Genomic DNA, 20158 nt, shown 5'->3' with positions numbered 1-20158 from the left:
CCAAGGATCTGATCAATGGTTAAAACCGCCAGCACGATGCTTCCGCTCCAGACGCAGGCCCCCGATTTTTCGCTGCTGAATGTCGACGGGCAAATGGTCTCGCTCAGCGACTTCAAGGGGCAGCCTGGACTGCTCGTGATCTTCATGTGCAATCATTGCCCCTTCGTCAAACACGTCGCGCCTGAACTGGCTCGCTTGGCCATGGACTACATGCCGCGCGGCATCGCCGTGGTTGGAATCAACTCCAACGACACCTCGAAGCATCCCGAGGATTCGCCTGAACAGATGGTGCACGAAGCCGAACAGCGAGGCTACGCGTTCCCCTACTTGTTCGACGAAGATCAGGATGCCGCGAAGGCCTATCACGCCGCCTGTACGCCCGATTTCTTCCTGTTCGACGGCGACCAAAAGCTCTACTATCGAGGGCAACTCGATCCGTCACGTCCAAAGGCTGGCGACGTCGCCGATGGCCGCGACCTGCGGGCTGCCATGGATGCGCTCCTTGCCGGCAAGCCCGCTCCCGAGAAGCAAATCCCCAGTCTCGGCTGCAACATCAAGTGGAAAGAAGGGAACGAACCGGCGTACTTCGATCCTGCGGGGGTGAAGATGTAGTCATAGTAGATCACATCCGCCGGATGTGATCTTGTCTCGCGACCTACCAACAATGCGTGTCTACAAATTGAACAAGCCGCTTTTCCAGTCGGAAGCATCACACCCTGCGCGACGTTTTCTCGAAGCGTTTGTTACCTGCCGTAAACTTTGCGTGGGGCGAGAGCTTGAAGGGATTGATCAGCGCTGGCAGTCGACAGTCGATGGTCGGGAACGCAAGTTCTCTTCGTATGCTTACGAGGCATTGGCATTTGATGTAATTCTTGACGGCTGGCTAACGGATGCCAAAGGCATAACCGACTCAGAGCAAGTAACACTGAACGCATTACCCGCGCACGAGCAACGAATGCGCGAGTGCAGAGAAGCGGCAATTTTGGGCGTTAACACACCAGTGGTTCAATTCACGAATGTTGTGTTGGAAATGTTTGCGCTCTGGAGACATGCGATCGAGTATAGAATTGGCAACTTGAAGTAGATCACATCCGCCGGATGTGATCTTGTCTCGCAGTTCAGCGCGGATCGAGCCAACCAGGTTACATCCGGCGGATGTAACCTACCTAGCTATGACAACTCTCCTGCCGCTCGACTATCTGCCGAAAATGCCCAAGCAGCGCGATGCGGCGATTGGCTGCATCGGCAGCGGGTTCATCATGGCCGATTGCCATTTGGTGGCGTATCGCAAATCGGGTTTCAATCCGGTGGCGATTGCCTCACGCACGCCCGCTCATGCGCAGCGCGTTGCCGAGCGGCATTCGCTCACGGCGTTCGATACGTATCAAGAGATGCTGGCCAGCGGCAAGGTGGAGGTGGTCGATATCGCGGTGCCGCCCGATACCCAGGTCGACGTGATTCGCAACGTCTGCAAGTTCAAGAAGCACGTGCGCGGCATTCTCGCGCAGAAGCCTCTCGGCGGCAGCCTGGCAGAAGCGAAAGAGATTGTGCAGATGTGCCGCCGCGCGGGAATCACGCTGGCGGTGAATCAAAACATGCGCTACGACCAGTCGATGCGGGCGCTCAAGTGCCTGCTGGAACGCGGCACGCTCGGGGAACCCGTTTTGGCGACGATCGACATGCGCGCAATTCCGCACTGGATGCCCTGGCAGCAACGTCAGGGCTGGGTCACGCTGCGAATCATGTCGATCCACCACCTCGATTCGTTCCGCATGCTCTTCGGCGATCCCGAACGTGTCTTTTGCAGCACGCGGCCTGATCCGCGCACCGCGAAGAAGTTCGCCCATACCGACGGCATCTGCCTCTACATTCTCGAATACGCTAACGGCCTGCGAGCGATGGCCTGCGACGATGTGTGGACCGGCCCAGCGCTCGAAGGAGCCGAGAAAGACATTGGCATTCGTTGGCGCGTTGAAGGGACGGCAGGGCTCGCCCGCGGAACTATTGGCTGGCCCGATTATCCGCATCCGACTCCGAGTACGCTCGATTACACCTCGACTTCGCAGCCTGGCTATTGGCTGCAGCCTCGCTGGAAAGAAGTCTGGTTTCCTGATGCTTTTGCCGGCACCATGGCCCAGCTCCTTTGCGCGCTGGAAGACAAAACCGAACCCGAAATCAGCGGGCAGGACAATCTCAAGACGATGGCCCTCGTCGATGCCTGCTATCTCTCCGCCAAAGAACATCGCGCCGTCACGCTGAAAGAAGTGCTGCGGGGAAAGTAGATAATAGGCCAGGACAAGTTCCGACTACCGGAAATAAGTTCGCCGAATTTTTGCGAGTGAGTAGGCATGGCCCAAAACCGCAAGCCGCAGGCAGCTGTACCACGTTGGTGGCATCGGTTCAGTAGTGTCTGGATCGGCGTGGCGATTCTCGCTCTCGGCTGGGCGGCCATCATCGTCGAGCAGCGCGGCTACTACCAAGTGACGATTCGCCCGGCCGTCGATAGTTTGTGGATGCTGACGGCGACGAACCTATTGTTTTATGCGTGGGCTCGGGGATTGTCGCGCTGGCCGCTCCATCGGCAAGCGATTGTCATTGCCGCGGTCATCGCTTCGCAGGCAGGATTTTTCCAGGCCCTTCGTTTCGAAGGCTTTGCCGGCGACGGCCGCCCCTATTGGAAGTGGCGGTGGAGCCCGGAAGTGCCTACGGCCGACGATTGGCAACAGCACCGAACGGAAAGTCGAGACACTGCACTATCAGTTGCTCCCGATTTGATGGCGACGACTCCCTTCGACAGTCCCGCGTTTCGTGGTGCTCTGCGCAATGGGCAGGCAAGTGCTCAGCCCTTTACGACACATTGGAATCAGCATCCGCCGCGATTGTTGTGGAAGCAGCCTGTGGGGGCAGGGTGGTCTTCGTTTGCGGTCGTGGGCAACTACTGCGTAACGCAAGAGCAACGCGGGAAGATGGAAGCCACCGTTTGCTACGAGCTATCGACCGGGCGCGAGTGTTGGGTACATGAAGTGCCAGCACAGTTTGACGAAGTAGCCAGTGGCATTGGCCCGCGAGCGACACCGGCGATTCATGCAGGCCGAGTTTACTCTGTGGGTGCCACGGGACAACTGTTCTGTCTCGACGGCAGCAATGGCAAACCCCTCTGGTCCGTCGATATTCTGGCCGACAACCAGACGCAGAACCTGCGCTTTGGTGTCACAGGTTCTCCGCTGATTGCTGCCGGCATGGTGATTGTGAATCCTGGCGGGCGCGGCAGCTCGGTCGCTGCCTATGATTTGCAAACGGGCACGCGCATCTGGCGCGCGGGAACTGCCGGCGCGTCGTACAGTTCGCCGCAACTCGTCAAGCTGGCGGGTCACGAACAGATTCTCGACTTCAACGCCGACGGTTTGTTTGCCCACGATCTGCACACAGGCCAGCCGCTCTGGGATGTTCCCTGGATCAGCAACCCGGCGGAGCGAAACAACGTCGGCCAGCCGATCCTTTTGCCGGGCAACGATGCAGAAGTTGCCGATCGGGTCTTCATCGCATCAGGTTATGGAATGGGCTGCGCAGTTTTCGAAGTGACTCAGGACAAAGACCAGTTCACCGTTACCGAGCAGTGGCGAAATCGACATCTGAAGGCGAAGTTCAGCAGTGCGGTCGTGCATGAGGGCCATGCATACGGTCTCGACGATGCGATTCTGGTGTGCGTCGAACTCTCGACCGGAAAAAGGTGTTGGAAAGCGGGCCGCTATGGCTTTGGTCAGGTGATCCTGGCTGACGGCAAGCTGCTCGTGCAAATGGAGTCGGGTGAGATCGCCGTCGTAGAACCCACGCCTGAAGCCTGGCGCGAATGGAGCCGCTTTCCAGCGCTCTCCGAACGAACGTGGAATCAACCGGTCGTTGCCGGGCGGTACTTGCTCGCCCGCAATGATCGAGAGGCGGCCTGTTACGAGTTGCCTCGGCGGGCTGAGTAGTGGAAAGCAGTTCGCTTGACATGTGTTCCATTATGGTGGATGTTGTGTCCACTATGACAGAACTTGATTCAGGCATCAATCAGCGAATTGCGGAGCGGGTGAAAGAGCTACGCGCGATGAAGAAGTTTTCGCTGGATGAACTGGCGACGAAGTCGGGGGTCAGTCGTTCGATGATTTCGCTCATTGAACGCGGCGAAAGCAGTCCGACGGCGGTCATCTTGGAAAGGCTGGCTGCCGGGCTGAACGTGACGATCGCCTCGCTGTTCGAATCGCAGGCGACGAGTGTGCCCCCCAGTCCCCTCGCGCGGCAAGCAGAGCAACCCGTGTGGAAAGACCCTGCGTCGGGCTATGTGCGGCGGAATGTCTCGCCGCCAGGCATACCGCAGCCGATGCAACTGGTGGAGATCGCGTTCCCAGCCGGCAAGCGAGTGGCCTTCGATGCACAGGCGCGCGACGTGACGATCTGTCAACAAATTTGGGTGCTGGCAGGTACGATCCATATCACGGTGGGCAAGGTCGAGCATCAACTGAAGACCGGCGATTGCCTGGCGATGCACGTGACGGGGCCGACGACATTTCACAATCCCACGAAGAAGTCGGCCCGCTATGCGGTTGTCATGGCGAGTGAGAACCAGCCAAGGAAACGCTGATGACAGCCACCATTCGCCGTTTGACAGAGGTAACCCATGAACAGATCGAGCAGCTAACCGACGTGCTGCTCGACTGCGTCGATGGGGGGGCCTCGGTCAGCTTCATGCAGCCGCTGACGCGCGAGCGGGCGAGGCTGTTTTGGCAGAAAGTGGCTCAAGGCGTGGCCAGCAGCGATCGGGTGTTGCTCGTGGCCACCGATGAGCAAGGAATCTGCGGTACCGTGCAGCTGATTTTTGACCTGCCGGACAATCAGCCTCACCGGGCGGACTTGGCCAAGATGCTCGTCCACCGCAGAGCGAGGCGGCAGGGACTAGGAGCGGCCCTAATGCGGACAGCCGAGGCTGCGGCAGTCGAATGTGGCAAGTCGCTACTGGTGCTGGATGCTGTCACCGGCGGTGATGCCTCCCGCTTGTACGAACGCCTGGGCTGGGTTCGCGTCGGCGACATTCCTCGCTTTGCACTCTTTCCGCAGGGTGGTTTCTGCAGCACCACCTACTATTACCGCGACCTGCAGCCGACAGCTGGACATTGAGACCGGCTGGCGGCCCTTCTCATGCGAGCAACGCATCCTGGTTCGCAGAGACTCTTGTCTGCGTTTTCTTTCTGAAAGCATTGACAAAGAGGTGTCAATATACGTAAATTAGTAGTGAGTAATTTTTGCGTTAACTGTACAGTTTACGTTGCGTACTTGTCGTTTAGGTGTTTGTTAGGTTAAGTAGACGTTGGAGCACAAGGGGCTGCTCGTCGCCGTTGTTGTGCCAGCAGAGAGAGGTGAAAAGTGGTTATCAACTGGTTATCAAACGGTTATCACCAAACCTGTGAAATAACCGGTTTCAGTTGCCGCAAGTCACATTTTGGCAAAGAGTTACAGGTAAAAATCGGGCGAAAAATAGTTCGCCAAAAAGTTATCAAAATTGGCTGTCGGGCAAGGTGGCAGGGCAAGCAAACAAGGAGTGTTGGTCTTCCGTTAGTTCCCACGATCCGCAAGAGAAACGGAACGTGTCCAAAAACCTCCGGCGTGCCTGAGTGCCAACTCGCGGGATTCGCGAGATTGGCAACGAATTGCAATCAAAAGCGAGGCGAGTTATTGGACAAAAGGACGCTCAAAAATCGCTCGCCAGCGCGCGAGGTTCCCCAAGAACGCAAGGGAGCACTTCGCCAGGAAGTGCTCTCGGGAATCGTTGTTGGTGGTGATTCCGCGACTAACCGGCGGCTCGGTAGAGATACGGATTGAGCGTGGGGTCGTTGTACATTTTCAGCTGACGGTACGTTTTATGTTTTTTGCGGCCCGCAAAAATATCGTCGATCAGTTCCTGAGCCGAACGCGCGAGGTCTTGCTGTTGCATCACGGCAATGGCCAGTTTGCGAGCGACACCGGTGCGATGTTCCGGCGTGGCATCGGCTCGCTCGGCCTGTTCTTGCAGGTGATAGATGCGGAGGGCGATGATCGCCAGGCGATCGATGGTGCTGCCGGCCGTTTCGCTGTTTTGGGTGGCGTTGGCCGCCGGTTGAATGTTCAGCCGTTCGACTTCCTCGGTGATCCAATCGTCGAGCTTTTCGATGTAGTCGTTCCGCTGCTGATTGAAGCCGTCGATGGCTCGTTTGACCTGGGCAATGGTGGCATCGGGCACGTTCTTGCTGCGGGCGATGTCTTCTTCGTGCCACAGCTGAAAGTTGAACATCAACTGCTGGCAGACGAGGCCCAGAAAGCCCGTGCATTGGTTATCGAGAGGCTGCGAATGCCACCGGTCAATCATCTCCCAGTGCAGCTTGGTGATTTCGGCGATTCGATGCATCCTTGCCTCGATGTTGGTAGAGAGGTCGTAGTTCAAGGCCGGATTTTACGAATTGCTGGTAAAACGATCAATGCGAAGTCAGAGCGGCTTTTTCCGGGGGGAAATCCGGGGAAAACGGTCGAAGGTTGACCGCTTCCCGATGCCAGCCGATACTTCTGCTGGCTGGGGAGCGTCATCGACGTCGGTCATTTCACTGCAATTTTTGTCCGGGATCATGCCCATGAAGCCTTTGCACTGCCAAGCATCCTTAATGTTGCTTTGTACTCTTTTTGTCTGCTCGCTCGTCTGGGCTGAAGAGAAGCCAGAGACGGTCGAGCGCCCCAACGAGCAGCAACTCGCCAAAGGCCGCGTGACCGTCAATGAAAAGTACGGTGCCGAGGCGCGACAGGCGACCACCCCCGAAAGGAAGACCGAACTTGCCAAGAAGCTTCTACAGGAATCGTGGGGTGTGAAAGACGCTGCGGAACGCTACATGGTGGTAGATAGTGCCCGTCGGCTTTACATCGGGGCGGGCGACATTCGCGGCATGTGGAACGTCATCGATCGGCAGAATTCCTGGTTCACCGGCGACAAACTCAATGGCTGGGACTTGCGGTTTGAGTCTGTGCTCGCGTTCTTTCAAGCAAACACGATGCTCGAAAAGCGAGAGGATTTGGCTGACTTTGTGTTCGTCGAAGTTCGTGGATCGTTTGCCTCGCAATTCACGATCGATGTTGCCGACAAGGGAACATTGACGCTGGTTACGATCTCCGAGCCGTTAGATGCCGATCGTAAGCGGATGGCGAAAGCCTTGCGTTTGACGTACGAGCAGTGGCGAAAGGATGCCGCTAAGTATGAAGCTGCGGACGAAAAACTGATTGAGAAAGAAAACGATCGGGCAGCAAATCTGCAAATGGCGAAGTTTCATGCGACGATCTCGGAATCGTGGTTGGGTGCTCGCATTCATCTCGCTAAGTCGGGACTCACTGGCCTCAAGGCAGCACTCGCGGCAGACGAGCGGGCCGACAACTCGGGAGGCCCCAACTTCGATCTTAATTTGACGGCTGCCACTGCCTGGCTCGATTGGGCCGAGAAAGCGAAAGACGTCGATCCCGAATTGGTGGCTGGCATCAAGATTCGGGCTAAGCGTCAGTATCGCCTGGCAGCAGAGTATGGTCGCGGCGCAAAGAAAACGGCCGCCGAAGATGGAATCGCCAAGTTGGTCAATGTACGAGATTCCTTCGTCTGGCGAGAGAACACGATCATTAAAGCTGAGATCGATGGCAAGCGTGCCCCGCCACCGCCGCCTCAGCCGGAACTGTAACCTGGAGACCCTTGTTTGGCTCAAGAGATCAAACGTCTCGGCTTTCCAGCTAAGGAATTCGCTTCTACCATAGTGCGATGAATACACCAGCCGAACTTTCTTCCTTGATTTGCACCGTTGACGAGCGCGAACGTGCGCTGTTTGCCAGCTATGCCATGTTCAGTCGGCAATCGCGCGGGCGGAAGTATCCGCAGCCCGAACACTCGTATCGCGGACCCTTTCAGCGGGATCGGGATCGGGTGATTCACTCGGCTGCGTTTCGCCGCCTGAGCGGCAAGATGCAGGTTTTTACCGGTGATTTTGGCGATTATCATCGCACGCGACTCACGCACACGCACGAAGTGTCGTGTCTGGCTCGGACGCTGGGTCGCTGCTTGCGGCTGAACGAAGACCTGGTCGAAGCGCTGGCGCTGTTTCACGATATTGGCCATCCGCCATTTGGTCATGCGGGCGAAGATGCCCTGAATGAAGTGCTGCACGAGTATGGCGGCTTTTCGCACAACAAGTTTGCCCTGACGATTGCGGAAGACCTGGAGCAACGGTACGCGGAGTTCTCTGGGCTGAATCTCACGCACGAACTGCTCGATGGCCAGCAGACACGAGCCGAGAAGGCCGCGCTGTTTGCCGCGACCGGAGGTTGCGGGCCGTTGCTCGAGGTGCAAGTGGTCGAAGCGGCCGACAGCATGACCTATGACGCGCACGATTCGGACGATGCCGTGAAGCTCGGGTTGGTCACCCTGGAAGAACTGCAGCAGACGACCCTGGTGCGCGAGGCAGTAATCTCAGCCCACAAGCGGTTTGCCAACCTAGCCGGCGATCGCCTGCGTAAGGCGGTGGTGCATGAACTGATCGAACGCCAGGTCAGCAGCGTGCTGCAGCATTCGGGCGAGCAATTGAATGAGTGCCGAGGGATGAGCAGCGACGAAGTGCGGCGGCTTGATTTCCGGATTGGACCGCGGCCAGAACTTGCTGAACTGAAGCGGGAGCTTGAACGGTTTCTGTACACGCGCGTGTATCGTCACGACAAGCTCATCAGCATGCGACGCGAAGCGCAGGCCAAACTTCAACAGGCCTTTCAGGGCTATCTCGATGAGCCTCACTTGTTGCCGCCGCATCACTTTCGCCGCATCGAGCGAGTCGGTGCACCTCGGGCTGTTGGCGACTATTTGGCGGGCATGACCGATCGCTTTTTCCTCAGTATTTTCGAGCAGCACTTTGGGCAGAAATAGTGCGTGAGAGCAACGGTTATTTCCCTTCGTAGATCAACTTGCCGGCGAGATAGGTTTGCAGCACCTTGGTGCCGGCGATGTCGGTTTCGGGGCACGTGAGCAAGTCGCGGTCGAGCACGATGAGGTCGGCTTGCTTGCCAGTTTCGAGCGAGCCGACTTCGTCTTCGAGAAACAGTAGGTAGGCGTTGTTGGTGGTGTAGAAGCGGATCGCTTGCTCGCGCGAGAGCGATTCTTCGGGATGGAACCGACCGTCGTACCAGCGGGCATTGCGCGTGATCGTTGTGGCCATGCCGAGGAATGGATTATAGGGATTGATGCTTCGTAGCGAGCCGATCTTTTGCATATGGTCGGAACCGCCGCCGGCGATTGCCCCTTTTTCAAAGAGGCTTTTAAGAGGCTGAAAGTAGCGGACTCGGTCGTAGCCGAATTGTGTGGTAAGGACGCGGGCATCGAGATAAAGCCACGCAGGCTGAATGTCGGCAACGACTCCCAGCTTGGCCATTTGATCGACGGCATCCTTCGTCAGAAAGTTGCAATGCGTGATACAGGGGCGAGTTTCGCGAACGGGTAGTGTATGGTTCACGGCTTCATAGGCATCGAGCAAATTGTGGATGGCACCGTCGCCGACCGAGTGGGCGGTGAACTGCAGTTTTTCTTCGACGGCGGTCTGGACGATTGCCTTCAGCTTGTCGGGCTCAACGAACAGGACACCGCGATAGTCCGGATCTCGAATCGAGTAGATCTCGCTGATGCCCCAAGGCTCTCGCATGTAAGCGCTGCCGGTCAGCATGCCGCCGTCGAGAAACGACTTGGTGCCGACAACACGCAAGCGATTGCTCTTGGCCCTCAGCGGATGCTTGCCCCAGAAGCGAATCCGCTCCTGCACGCTCTCGGTCTTGCCAGCGGCGTCGACGGAACCGGAGACCATCATGCGCACGGTGAGCAGGCCGTCGTCGAGCAGTTGCTTGTAGCGATTCAGTTCCCCTTCGCCGCAGCTGCGATCGCTGACGGTGGTAAGCCCGACGCTGTTGTAGTCGGCGAAGAGTTCGCGATAACGGGCCAGTTTTTCTTCGTCGGTTGCACTCTTGCCGGACGATTTGGGCTTGGCGTAACGCGTGCAGCTGCGCAGCATGCCCGTTGGCTCGCCGGTGAGCGGATCCTTCTCGATCTGGCCGGTTCCCGTGACTTTGAAGTCCTTGTCGATGCCACTTTCTTTGAGTGCCAGGGTGCTGAGCATGGCATCGGGGCCGGTCGAAAACATCACGGGGTGCTTGGGTGCCGCAGCGTCGAGTTCCGCGCGCGTCGGATAGCGAGGTTCCTTCAGCCGCGTGATGAAAACCTGACGCACGGTGATCCAACTTCCTTCCGGCACCACGGCGGCTCGCGAACGAATGTACGCGAGTACGTCGGCGATCGATTCCATGTCGGGAATCGGGTGGTCGAATTCATGCAGGCTGGCGCTGCTGGGATGGACGTGCGAATCCATCAACCCGGGCATCGCAAACTTTCCCTGCAGGTCGACGACGCGAGTCTTCTCCCCTTTGGTCTTGAGGACATCGGCATTGGTGCCCACCTTTGTGATGCGATCGCCGGTGATCGCAACTGCCTGGGCGATGCGGAACTGTTTATCGACGGTCGCGATCTTGCCGTTGTGAAGGATCAAATCGGGAGCTTCAGCTGCGAACGAGGGGGCAGCAATTGCTTGAGCAATAGCACACAGCAGCAGAAACGCGAGCAGGCGCGGCATCGGGTGGGCTCCGCAGGAATGGAGGGGAGGAAGAATGCCCGAGCATCGTACCGCGCGAAAGTGGCGACCGCAAAAGAGTGCGGTTTCGCCTCTTGGCTAAGTTGCATGCGCGGCGAGCATCTTCCGCTGGCGCAGGATAGCCTTGGGCAATTCGGGGTCCTGCGACCAGGCGAGCAGGACGCGTTCGATCTCGTCGGCGCTCATCTTCCGATTGAGCATCTGAATGACGATCTCAGCAGCGAGCTCTTGCCGCCGAATCACTTGTCGCGTGTACGCGATGATTCCCGCGAGCCCGAGAATCACGCCGATCGTGCCCAGGGGAATGAAAACCGCGAGCAAGATAAACACGGGATTAGAATCTGCAGAGTCCATGGCAGTTTCACTTTCTGGCTTAGATCAATCGCCCGCTTTGGCCGTGGTCGTCGCAGCTGGTTTGAGATTATCGAGCGGCACCTTCGAGGGCCCAGCCTCTTTGATAGCCTGCAGCACTTGCGATTTGAAGACGATGCCATCGAGAATGATGACATCCTCGGGTTTGCCCGCCGGATAGAACGCCAGAACGGGGATTTGTTTGCGATTCAAGCGAGCAAGCTCCGCCTTCAATTCGGGATTGGGGCCCGACCAGTCGGCTTTCACGGCCACGACGTTTTGCTGCTCCAGCAACTTCTTTACATCTTCCCGCTCGATGGCCCAGATAAGATTCGTCTTGCAGTTGGCACACCAGTCAGCGGTGAAGTCGACCATCACTGTCCGGTTTTCGCTTTTCAGTTGCGCCAATCTGGCCGCCGAGAATTCTTCCCAAGCGATGGCTGCCGCTGGTGGTGGCGGGCCAAACAGGCTGAACGAGGTTACGCCAATGATGGCGGCCACGGCCGTGCCGACAACCCAAGCCGTGAGTTGCTTGCCCAGGGGATCGTAAGAAGGAACCTTGCCGACCCACCAGCAACCGGCGGCCACACCGACAAGCAAACAGAGCGTCGCGATGCGCAACTCCGTTTCGATCCCGGAAACAAAGAAGACGCAGGCAGCCAGCAAGATGAAGCCCATCACCTGCTTGAAGGTTTCCATCCAGTCGCCCGGCTTCGGCAGAATCTTGCTGATGCCAGGAACAAAGGGCAACGCGAGAAACGGCGATGCCATTCCGAGGCCAATAAAGGCAAACACCAGGAACGAGTAAACCGGTGCCAAGGCAAACGTGGCTCCCAGGGCGACACCCAACAGAGGACCGCTGCACGAGATGCCCAGGATGGTCGTGAACAGGCCTTTGAAAAAAGCACCGGTCATCCCTTCCTGCTTTTGCAGCTTGGCCGAACTGTCCGAGGCGGCAAAGCCCGGAATCGGAATCTCCCACACCCCGAACAAACTCAAAGCCATCGCAAAGGTCAGAATCAAGATACTGAGGCGGAACCACAAGTGGGTCAGTTGCTCGCCCCAGGCCAGGCCAAAGACGATCGAAAGAACCGCCAGGATCATGAAGATCACCATCATGCCCGCCGCGTACGACAGATTGAGGGCAATCATCCGGCTGCGACTCTCACCGCCTTGCTGGGCGAGCGAGATCAACTTCAAACCGAGGACGGGAAACACGCAGGGCATGAAGTTGAGGAGCAGCCCCGCGGCGAACGAGACAACAATCAGCAGCGGCAAAGGCAGGGGCGGCTCAGCGGTGGCAGCAACTGCACGCGGTGCAGCAGCGACGGTCATCTCCTTCGCCAAGTTGTTCGCGGCGCTATAACTGGCCGACGTGAACTGCAGCAGTGCAGCGCCTGCCTCTTCCTTCTCTCCGACATTTACTTCCACCGTGAATTGCGCACCGGCCGGCATGAGGCAGTTCTGGTCGGTACAGATTTGAAAGCCGATGAAGCCACCGAGGGTCACTGGGCCTGGTTTCGCAGTTGCTGGAACGGACAGTTCGATGACCCATTCGACGTTATCCGAGTGATAAGCCAGATCCGAAGTACCATGCGCTTGTTCGGGAGCCTTCGAAGGTTGAGGCTGTCCGACGGTCCAATCGGCGTGATTCGAAAGCACGATCAACGTCGGCTTGTTGATCGAGTCTCCTACCTGCGGCTGGTTCAGGTACAAGTGCCAACCTGGGGCAATCTCGGCCGAAATCGTCAGCTTGGCTTTGCCGCCTGGGACCACCGTTTTGGGTTCGAGCTTCCCGCGCCAGGTCAGTTCTCCTTCGTAGGCCGTGAACTCGCCAGCAACAGAAGCCGGTTCGTCATAGCCGGCAAACTTGGCTGTAGCTTTGATCGACTGGGGAATACAGCCGCCGGTGTCGTGACAGATCTGTCCCGAATAGTCGAGCGAAATCTGCAGATCTTCCGGCTTCACGCCAGCGGCCAGTTCGAGCGGCACGGTCCACACCACTTGACCTTCAAATTGTTCTTCCTGAACTGGGGTCTTGTCGGGATTGAAGAAAACCTCGGACGGCACAATGTGTGGGCTGCGGTCGGGAACGAAGGAGCCAGTTAGCTGAAATTGATCAGACTTGGCGACGTCGATTTTCGAAGCCTGCGAGCCCCCCTTCGGCTGAGTAAGCGAGAAAGTGTGCCATTCGGGCGAGATGACAGCCTCGACAATCAGGCGTCCCTTGGTCGAATCCTTTTGCACGTGGAACTTGGCGGTCACCTCCATATCGCCCGGAGGCGCGCTGTTGCCGCCACCACCAAAATCGAAGTTGAACTTGTTCTTCGACTTGGGAGAGAAGTCTTGAGCAGCAGCGGGGCAGGCCAGCAAGCCAACGAGCAGGAGAACCAGCAGGCGAGAAGTCCAGGCGAGCGACAAACGAGGCATATCAAATCCTTCGCGGAGGTGTGCGACGCAGACCCCGGTCAGGGGCGTCCTCAAACTGTATTAGGTTCGTTTCGTGACACAACGTCAACAGCAGCCCAGAACTGGCGGCATCTTCGCCTGCTGGACACGACCGCCAAGAAACGAAAAAAGGGACACCGTAACCGGTATCCCTTCAGTAGATTGAGCGGCCGAAGCCACTATTGCGATTTTGACACTCGCGAATTTGACTGGCTTACTCGCGAGGGCGAATCGCACCGGTCAAACCGCTGTAATCGCAGCGATCTTCGTCGTGCCACAGGGGCAGGCCGAGTTCGATGCGGCGACGGAGGATTTCAATCTTCTCATTCGAGCCAGCGGGGGCATCGGTCGAGCTGAAATCTTCGGGGGCTTCTGGGTAGAAGTCTTCGTCGTGGCCATACTTCAAAATGGCTTCAAATACATTGCGAACCTTGTCCATGTCGATCTCCTTCAGTGTATCGGGCAGTGAGATGGCAGCCTGTGAATCGCGACTCAATTGCCGGCGTTCAAACGGGCTGAGAAATAGGCGGGTACACGTTGCGGGTCAACCATCCTGGCCGCTCGCGACCATCTATTTTTCGGTCGCGTCCTCGATGCACTTCCTTGGCTCGACGTGGCCATTATCAGTGGGCACCTAGCCTAGGTCAAGTTTATTGCGGTTTTTACGAAGGAGATTTTTCCACTAGCCAGTCGTGACGCACTCCTGCCAACGTCATTTCCGGCACAGCTTTACAATCGCAGAAAACGCCATAAGTGGCTTCTGCAGAATGGTTAGTGGCATCTGCTGGCAGCTGTTAACCCAGCTTACCACTTAGCTAACGAAACTGTCAGCCACTGGCGCTAGGGAAATCACAGCTCCTCTAATGGCATCCTAGCGGGACCGGGAGTCGCACCACCCCTTGACGTCAACTTCTTGATACCTTCATACAAGGAGAGACAACTTCGGTCAGAGGTTCGGGGTACTCCGATCGTCGGAAGTGATTGTCACATGCCGAACTGGACACTTGGGGAATGCGACTTTTCGTATGTGGACTCAAAAGTTCGTGCAGCTGAAAGCCCGCGCGCGTGGCTTCCATCTCATTACCGATGAAGTACTTACGTCGATTCCCGAAGTGCGCCAAATCAAGATCGGCTTGCTGCACGTTTTCATCCAGCACACTTCGGCTTCCCTTACGATCAACGAAAACGCCGATCGCGACGTGCGGCACGACCTGGAACGGGTCATGTCCGCCATTGCCCCCGAGGATTTCCCCTACGAGCACACCATCGAGGGACCGGACGATATGCCGGCCCATGTCAAAGCCTCGCTGATGGGCAGCAGCCTGACCGTGCCAATCAGGAACGGTCAGTTGCAACTTGGTACGTGGCAGGGCATTTACCTGTGTGAGCATCGGAATGCCGGCGGGGCACGATCATTGGTCCTCACACTAATGGGCGAGTAGCGTTGCGGTGCCGGTGCGCTGCAAGGTTGCCAGTTCATCGGCCCACCATTCCAGCACATTGGCCGCCGAAGCATTCGCTTCCACCGCAGCGATAGCTTCCAGACACAGATCGATGCCGATCGCATCACTTTCCGCGCCCCACGGCCAGCTGCGCTCTCCACTCAATTGCTCCGCTGCTCCTGCATGAGCCAGCATTCCTTGGCGGAAGAACGAACTGGCACTATGCAACGCATCTTTCAACCGCTGCTTTTTGGGGGCTGATTCCTTTCCAGCGCCATCGACAAAAGTTTGCACCAGCTTCACCAGCGCGGCAGGCTGCAGCACCGTTTGCCCCAGCGCCTGCATCAATTCATTCCGAAACTCGTGCAACTCGGGGTCGAGCATTCTCACCGCCGCGGCGACGCTCCCCTCGGCAATCGCCGCCGCTTGCTGGGCCGCGTTGGCATCGTCGGTCAGTTGCTGCTCCAACAGGATCGCCGCGATATCTTCCGGGCTCAAAGGTTGGAAGCGAACCACTTGGCAGCGCGAACGAATTGTCGGCAACTGCCGTTGCTCGCTCGTGCCAATCAAGATCAAGATCGACTTCGGCGGAGGCTCTTCGAGCGTCTTCAGCAGGCAGTTCGCACCTTCGTGAAACAGATAGTCGGCGTCATCAATCACCGCGATCTTCCGGCGTCCCGAATAAGGCTTCAGCGAGATCCGAAAGCAAAGCCCTTCGCGCATCCGATGCTCTTTGTCGCCAATCAGCAGTTCCAGCGGGATACTCGATTTGTCTTCGGGCCGGGCGATCGTATCGACATCGGGATGCGTCCCGGCCAGCACCTGTTTGCAGGCCGCGCAGTGACCACAGGGATTCAGATCCACTTCGGGGTTCTGCTCGCACAGAAACGCCTGAGCCAGTTTAAAGGCCAGCTTTCGTTTGCCGCACCCTTCGGGGCCCACGAACAAAAACGTGCTCGCCAGCCGCTGATGGGCCAGTGCCGTGCGAAACCGTTCGACCACAGCATCTTGGCCGCGTATTCCTTGCCAGGTCATGGGCAGGCTCCTGTCGAATCCAGCACCTTCTCGACTGCCGCGATCACATCGGCATGAATCAACTCGGGTGTGCGGTCGGCCGCGAAGACCACAATCGGCAAGCGCGCCGCAGCTGCTTCGGTGAGAAAACCCTGCCGAACTTTCTCCAGAAACTCCAACCCTTGCGCTTCCATTCGATCCGGCGGACGGCCTTGCCGGGCACGGGCAGCAGCAGCGGGCATATCGAGCACGATGGTCAGGTTCGGCATCAAGCCGCCGGTCGCCACGCGCCCCGTCTGCCAGACTTCTTCGATATTCATCCCGCCGGCATGCGCCTGATAAACGACATTGGCGAGCAAGTAGCGGTCGGACAGCACCCACTCGCCTCGGGCCAACGCAGGGCGAATCACTTCTTCGACCAGTTGCGCCCGGGCAGCCATATACAGCAGCATCTCGCTGCGGCGATCAATGGCCACATCGTGATGCGACAGCAACACCTCCCGCAGCTTTTCGCCCAAGCTGGTACTGCCCGGATCGCGGCACGTCACTACCTGCTTGCCGCGAGCCAGCAGCCATTCGCGCAGCAGTTTGACCTGAGTCGACTTTCCCGCGCCATCCACGCCATCAAAGCTGATAAACATAGCCGGAGATTCTAACGCAGAAGGTGTTGATTGTTGTACCCATCACAAACGGCTCACGCTGGAAGGTAGGTTCTGGCCGCCGACCGGAACCCGAATCGCCGAGACGCCAAACCATCCCGCTGGCGGTCAGCTGCCAAGTCGTGCCTCTAGCTGCGCGATGCCACGATCACATCCGGCGGATGTGGCTACCTATTGGCGTGAGCGGTCGCCCGCTCCACTCCGGTTGAACAGCCCCTGTTCAGTCCTGTTGATAACCGATTTTGATAACTTTTTGTCGCGTTTTTTCGAAGCAAACATCTTGCCATAAACCATTTCCCTGCAGTCGGTTGCAGCAAAAAGTTATCAAAAATCCAGCGTTTCTTGATAACCATTTGATAACCACTTTTCAATCATGTTCCCAACTGGCTGAACAGGCCCTGAACAGGGGGCCGCAGGATCCTCTACCCGTGGCGGCTGATCTCCTGTGCTGCCGATTCCTTGCTTCGCCCGCGCTGCTGCCGTTTTACGAACCACCATCCGCAGCCCCACTCCGGCCAATCGTCGCCACGCCAGAAACTTTAAAATGTACTTGACACTAAGTCAATATGTTGTAACAATATCTAGAGCAGCATTTTTAGCGGTGCCTGCCGACCGCGAATCGTGCGCGCAAACAAGCTCGACGCAATACCGCCTTTTTCAAGTGGAGTATTTCGATTGAATCTTTACCGCGAAGCGATTGTGGCACGCCTTCGGCGTAAGGGAAGAAATGGGTTAACCGTTCCGCACAGATATTACGCGTTGCCTGCTCATGCCTTCTTCAGCAACTCATCGAGGTGGACTTCCAGCGATTCGGCCAATCGCTGCGGGTGATAACCACCTTCGAGCACACTGACGATTCGGCCCTTGGCGTGAGCATCGGCTACGCGCTGCACGATTTTCGTGAGCTCGCGGAAGTCTTCGGTTTCCAGTTCGAGCGAACCAATCGGGTCGCGAACATGGGCATCGAAGCCGGCACTGATCAGCACTAATTGCGGCTTCGTCTTGTCGGCAAAGGCTTCCAGGTCCTTGGCAAACTGTCCCAGGATCTTGTCGCGCGGCGTGCCGAAGGCGACGGGCATATTCTTGGTGAAGCCGAGTCCCTTGCCGGTGCCCGTTTCGTCCTTATCGCCGGTGCCAGGATAAAACGGCCAGCGATGCATCGAGAAGAACGCGACCTGGCTGTCGTTATAAAAGACATCCTGCGTGCCGTTGCCGTGATGCACATCCCAATCGACGATCAGCACGCGATCGAGCTCGTGTTCGGCAATCGCACACTTGGCCGCCACGGCAATATTATTGAGCAGGCAGAAGCCCATCGCACTCTTTTCGAGCGCGTGATGGCCGGGCGGTCTAACCAGACACAATGCCGACTTGTCTTCCCCCGTCACCACGGCTTTCACCGCCGCACAGGCAGCACCCGCAGCCTGATGGGCTACCGCATAGCTTTCGGCGCTCATCACGGTATCGGCCTCGATTCGGCCGCCGCCGCTGGCCGCGAATTTTTCCAATTCGCCGACGTACTCCTTCGTGTGAATTCGCTCGATCTGTTCGGCGGTCGCCGGTTTCCATTCGGCTGCCTTCACTCGGTCATACATACCGACCATCTTGAAGTGCCGATCGATCGTCGCCAGCCGTTCAGGCTTCTCCGGATGCGCGCCAGTCTTATGCGTTTGAAACAGCGGGCTGTGATAGAGGAGGGTCATGGGAGCTCCGGGGGCCAGGGGCCAGGGGCCAGGGACGGGAGAAGTCAGGCATCGAGTAAACAGAAATATCTAGTAAACAGAAACATATTATAGGGCGTCGCATTCTTTTCTCTCGCCTCTCGTCTCCCTCCCCCAATTTTCTTTTGTTTTGCTGGGCGACATGGTTATGCTAAACGCTCCCGCCCCATCCCTTCCAGCCTGGAGACCTTTCGATGCGCCGTTTGTCGACGTCTTCTCCCCTCTCGCGGTTCTGGCACTGGCTCGCCCCCGTCGCAGTTTTCACGCTCAGCCTGACTCTCTTGCTCGGCAATGTAGGCTGGGCGCAAGAGGACGCACCCAAAGCGAAAAAGAAGGGAGAAGCCAAAGCGAAGGCCAAAGCGGCTCCCAAGGTCGAGCTTGAATATCCGCCCCAGTTGCCAGGCGGCAAAGAAATGGTGACCGATACCGCTCCGGAATTCTTGAAGACTTTCAAGGAACTGCCGGCAGGGGTCACAATTGCCAAAACGCCGCCGACGATCGACCTCGCCTACTTTCCCGAACAAACCTACGCGGGGCGTCCTTGGTCGAACTGGGGCGAAAGCGTCGTCCACGACGGCAAATACTACTGCGCCTTTGGTGATCACCTCGCGCCGCAGGGCAACGCCTTCGTCTTTGAGTACGATCCGGCGACGAAGAAGTTGCGCAAACTGATGGACCTGAAAAAGCTACTCAATATGCCGGAGGGGCATTATGCTCCCGGTAAGATTCACAGCCGGCTGGGCATTGGGAAAGATGGCTGGCTCTATTGCACAACTCATCGTGGCTCGACCACCATCACCACCGATCAGTACCACTACAAAGGGGACTGGATTGTCCGTTGCAATCCGGCGACAGGCGTGCAAGAAGTAGTGCAAGCCGCTCCGGTCGAAAAGCATTGTCTGCCTTGTGCCCACCTCGATCCCGACCGTTTGATTCTGTACGGCGGTAGTGCTCCCGGCGCGAAGACCGATCCGCGCGGCATTCAGTTCTGGGCCTACGACCTGGCCAATCGCAAGATGCTTTACTCGGGGGACAATGGTCCGGCCCGCGCGATGATGGTCTCAAAGTCGACCGGCAATGTCTATTTCGTGCCCGGTGCCGGCAACGAGCCACTCATGCGTTTCAATCCCAAGACGGCCGCTGCCCCAGAGAAGATCGAAGGCTCGCTTGGCATTCGCGCGGCGACCGATGAGACGCCTCAGGGCAAGATCTACGCTGCCTCGCAGTCCGGCTCTTCGACCGGCGGTTGCGAGTTGTACGAGTTCGATGTGAAGACCGAGAAGATTCGCTCACTCGGACTCGCTTCGGTCGGTACCGAGCACTACGTCGCTTCGCTGGCCGCGGAAGCGACGGGCAAGTACATCTACTATGCTCCTGGTGCTCACGGCGGTGGCTATCGCGATGGCTCGCCCGTTGTGCAATTCAACACGCAGACCGGCAAACGAAAAGTGGTCGCCTTCCTGCATCCGTTCTATCAAGAGAAGTACGGAGTTGCCCCGCAGGGAACCTACGCGGTCTCGGTCACGCCCGATGGCAGCCGCGTCTTCATTTGCTGGAACGCTGCCCGTGGCCCCAATCCCAAGGGTTGGGACAGCTGCGCTCTCACCTCCATTGCGATTCCTGCCAGCGAACGAGAATAGGCCATTTCTGCAAACTTCCGGGGGCTATCGTGCCCCTGGCAGAAGATGTCCTTCATGCAGACTCTCGCAACCGCTAGCTCTTTTCATTGTCAGCTAGCGGATACGCTCGATAAGGGCGTCTTCTTTCTCGCTACGGCCTTAGAACCGTAAGTTTCGTTCCCTCCG

General features: G+C 57.7%; 18 protein-coding genes. 10 read left to right on the top strand and 8 right to left on the bottom strand.

Translation table 11 applies throughout. From position 1 onward, the window contains the following. Positions 1 to 15 precede the first annotated feature (15 nt). From NA78x_RS20900 to NA78x_RS20875, 6 genes are all read left to right on the top strand, one after another. A complete protein-coding gene (locus NA78x_RS20900; RefSeq protein ID WP_425614316.1) occupies positions 16 to 612 on the top strand; it encodes a thioredoxin family protein in 597 nt (198 codons plus the stop codon). Between the two features lie 31 nt (positions 613 to 643). Continuing rightward, a complete protein-coding gene (locus tag NA78x_RS20895) occupies positions 644 to 1084 on the top strand; it encodes a hypothetical protein (RefSeq protein WP_425614315.1) in 441 nt (146 codons plus the stop codon). A gap of 88 nt (positions 1085 to 1172) precedes the next feature. Further along, entirely contained in the window at positions 1173 to 2282 is a 1110-nt protein-coding gene (locus NA78x_RS20890) for a Gfo/Idh/MocA family protein (RefSeq protein ID WP_425614314.1), read from the top strand. A 66-nt stretch (positions 2283 to 2348) separates the two neighbouring features. Next, entirely contained in the window at positions 2349 to 3974 is a 1626-nt protein-coding gene (locus NA78x_RS20885) for a PQQ-binding-like beta-propeller repeat protein (protein WP_425614313.1), read from the top strand. A gap of 53 nt (positions 3975 to 4027) precedes the next feature. Beyond that, entirely contained in the window at positions 4028 to 4624 is a 597-nt protein-coding gene (locus NA78x_RS20880) for a helix-turn-helix domain-containing protein (protein ID WP_425614312.1), read from the top strand. Continuing rightward, positions 4624 to 5157: a GNAT family N-acetyltransferase gene (locus NA78x_RS20875; RefSeq protein ID WP_425614311.1), complete on the top strand. Its 534-nt coding sequence runs from the start codon at positions 4624 to 4626 to the stop codon at positions 5155 to 5157. The genes NA78x_RS20880 and NA78x_RS20875 overlap by 1 nt, the downstream gene beginning before the upstream one ends. Before the next feature lie 670 nt (positions 5158 to 5827). Here NA78x_RS20875 and NA78x_RS20870 read toward each other — a convergent pair. Next, a complete protein-coding gene (locus NA78x_RS20870; protein WP_425614310.1) occupies positions 5828 to 6421 on the bottom strand; it encodes a DUF4254 domain-containing protein in 594 nt (197 codons plus the stop codon). Between the two features lie 250 nt (positions 6422 to 6671). Between NA78x_RS20870 and NA78x_RS20865 the strand changes: the two genes are divergently transcribed. Both NA78x_RS20865 and dgt read left to right on the top strand, forming a co-directional pair. Then, positions 6672 to 7724: a hypothetical protein gene (locus NA78x_RS20865; RefSeq protein ID WP_425614309.1), complete on the top strand. Its 1053-nt coding sequence runs from the start codon at positions 6672 to 6674 to the stop codon at positions 7722 to 7724. Positions 7725 to 7801: 77 nt separating this feature from the next. After that, positions 7802 to 8953, top strand: coding sequence for a dGTP triphosphohydrolase (dgt, locus tag NA78x_RS20860; protein ID WP_425614308.1), 1152 nt, complete (start codon positions 7802 to 7804; stop codon positions 8951 to 8953). Positions 8954 to 8969: 16 nt separating this feature from the next. Here dgt and NA78x_RS20855 read toward each other — a convergent pair whose 3' ends face one another. The 4 genes from NA78x_RS20855 to NA78x_RS20840 form a co-directional block, all read right to left on the bottom strand. After that, the gene (locus tag NA78x_RS20855) at positions 8970 to 10700 is read right to left on the bottom strand and encodes an amidohydrolase (RefSeq protein ID WP_425614307.1); all 1731 of its coding nucleotides are present in this window, start codon (positions 10698 to 10700) and stop codon (positions 8970 to 8972) included. A 96-nt stretch (positions 10701 to 10796) separates the two neighbouring features. Then, complete coding sequence (locus NA78x_RS20850; RefSeq protein WP_425614306.1) at positions 10797 to 11072, bottom strand: hypothetical protein; 276 nt, start codon at positions 11070 to 11072, stop codon at positions 10797 to 10799. Positions 11073 to 11096: 24 nt separating this feature from the next. Continuing rightward, complete coding sequence (locus tag NA78x_RS20845) at positions 11097 to 13499, bottom strand: thioredoxin family protein (protein ID WP_425614305.1); 2403 nt, start codon at positions 13497 to 13499, stop codon at positions 11097 to 11099. A gap of 232 nt (positions 13500 to 13731) precedes the next feature. Next, positions 13732 to 13956, bottom strand: a complete 225-nt coding sequence (locus NA78x_RS20840; protein WP_425614304.1) for a hypothetical protein — start codon at positions 13954 to 13956, stop codon at positions 13732 to 13734. A 586-nt stretch (positions 13957 to 14542) separates the two neighbouring features. Between NA78x_RS20840 and NA78x_RS20835 the strand changes: the two genes are divergently transcribed. Continuing rightward, positions 14543 to 14959: a secondary thiamine-phosphate synthase enzyme YjbQ gene (locus tag NA78x_RS20835; protein ID WP_425614303.1), complete on the top strand. Its 417-nt coding sequence runs from the start codon at positions 14543 to 14545 to the stop codon at positions 14957 to 14959. On the opposite strand, the gene NA78x_RS20830 is transcribed toward NA78x_RS20835, so the two are convergent. From NA78x_RS20830 to NA78x_RS20820, 3 genes are all read right to left on the bottom strand, one after another. Continuing rightward, positions 14945 to 15994: an ATP-binding protein gene (locus NA78x_RS20830; protein WP_425614302.1), complete on the bottom strand. Its 1050-nt coding sequence runs from the start codon at positions 15992 to 15994 to the stop codon at positions 14945 to 14947. The two genes, NA78x_RS20835 and NA78x_RS20830, sit on opposite strands and share 15 nt — an antisense overlap. Beyond that, positions 15991 to 16614: a dTMP kinase gene (gene tmk / locus NA78x_RS20825; protein WP_425614301.1), complete on the bottom strand. Its 624-nt coding sequence runs from the start codon at positions 16612 to 16614 to the stop codon at positions 15991 to 15993. Before tmk ends, NA78x_RS20830 begins: the two co-directional genes overlap by 4 nt. Before the next feature lie 785 nt (positions 16615 to 17399). Beyond that, positions 17400 to 18335, bottom strand: a complete 936-nt coding sequence (locus NA78x_RS20820) for a histone deacetylase family protein (protein WP_425614300.1) — start codon at positions 18333 to 18335, stop codon at positions 17400 to 17402. A gap of 212 nt (positions 18336 to 18547) precedes the next feature. Here NA78x_RS20820 and NA78x_RS20815 point away from each other — a divergent pair, with 212 nt between their 5' ends. Next, complete coding sequence (locus NA78x_RS20815; RefSeq protein WP_425614299.1) at positions 18548 to 19993, top strand: hypothetical protein; 1446 nt, start codon at positions 18548 to 18550, stop codon at positions 19991 to 19993. Positions 19994 to 20158 lie beyond the last annotated feature (165 nt).

Origin of the sequence: Anatilimnocola aquadivae (assembly GCF_049819085.1) — a bacterium.
GTDB lineage: Bacteria > Planctomycetota > Planctomycetia > Pirellulales > Pirellulaceae > Anatilimnocola.
The sequence above is the reverse complement of the archived record's forward strand: the minus strand, read 5'-3'. Positions and strand labels throughout refer to the sequence as shown.

Bases quoted from the DNA above. Each gene is read 5' to 3' on its own strand.
- NA78x_RS20880 (WP_425614312.1), top strand. From the start codon at position 4,028: ATGACAGAACTTGATTCAGGCATCAATCAGCGAATTGCGGAGCGGGTG.
- NA78x_RS20835 (WP_425614303.1), top strand. From the start codon at position 14,543: ATGTGGACTCAAAAGTTCGTGCAGCTGAAAGCCCGCGCGCGTGGCTTC.
- NA78x_RS20865 (WP_425614309.1), top strand. From the start codon at position 6,672: ATGTTGCTTTGTACTCTTTTTGTCTGCTCGCTCGTCTGGGCTGAAGAG.
- dgt (WP_425614308.1), top strand. From the start codon at position 7,802: ATGAATACACCAGCCGAACTTTCTTCCTTGATTTGCACCGTTGACGAG.
- NA78x_RS20885 (WP_425614313.1), top strand. From the start codon at position 2,349: ATGGCCCAAAACCGCAAGCCGCAGGCAGCTGTACCACGTTGGTGGCAT.
- NA78x_RS20850 (WP_425614306.1), bottom strand. From the start codon at position 11,072: ATGGACTCTGCAGATTCTAATCCCGTGTTTATCTTGCTCGCGGTTTTC.
- NA78x_RS20900 (WP_425614316.1), top strand. From the start codon at position 16: ATGGTTAAAACCGCCAGCACGATGCTTCCGCTCCAGACGCAGGCCCCC.
- NA78x_RS20820 (WP_425614300.1), bottom strand. From the start codon at position 18,335: ATGACCCTCCTCTATCACAGCCCGCTGTTTCAAACGCATAAGACTGGC.
- NA78x_RS20875 (WP_425614311.1), top strand. From the start codon at position 4,624: ATGACAGCCACCATTCGCCGTTTGACAGAGGTAACCCATGAACAGATC.
- NA78x_RS20845 (WP_425614305.1), bottom strand. From the start codon at position 13,499: ATGCCTCGTTTGTCGCTCGCCTGGACTTCTCGCCTGCTGGTTCTCCTG.
- NA78x_RS20830 (WP_425614302.1), bottom strand. From the start codon at position 15,994: ATGACCTGGCAAGGAATACGCGGCCAAGATGCTGTGGTCGAACGGTTT.
- NA78x_RS20870 (WP_425614310.1), bottom strand. From the start codon at position 6,421: ATGCATCGAATCGCCGAAATCACCAAGCTGCACTGGGAGATGATTGAC.
- NA78x_RS20815 (WP_425614299.1), top strand. From the start codon at position 18,548: ATGCGCCGTTTGTCGACGTCTTCTCCCCTCTCGCGGTTCTGGCACTGG.
- tmk (WP_425614301.1), bottom strand. From the start codon at position 16,614: ATGTTTATCAGCTTTGATGGCGTGGATGGCGCGGGAAAGTCGACTCAG.
- NA78x_RS20840 (WP_425614304.1), bottom strand. From the start codon at position 13,956: ATGGACAAGGTTCGCAATGTATTTGAAGCCATTTTGAAGTATGGCCAC.
- NA78x_RS20855 (WP_425614307.1), bottom strand. From the start codon at position 10,700: ATGCCGCGCCTGCTCGCGTTTCTGCTGCTGTGTGCTATTGCTCAAGCA.
- NA78x_RS20890 (WP_425614314.1), top strand. From the start codon at position 1,173: ATGACAACTCTCCTGCCGCTCGACTATCTGCCGAAAATGCCCAAGCAG.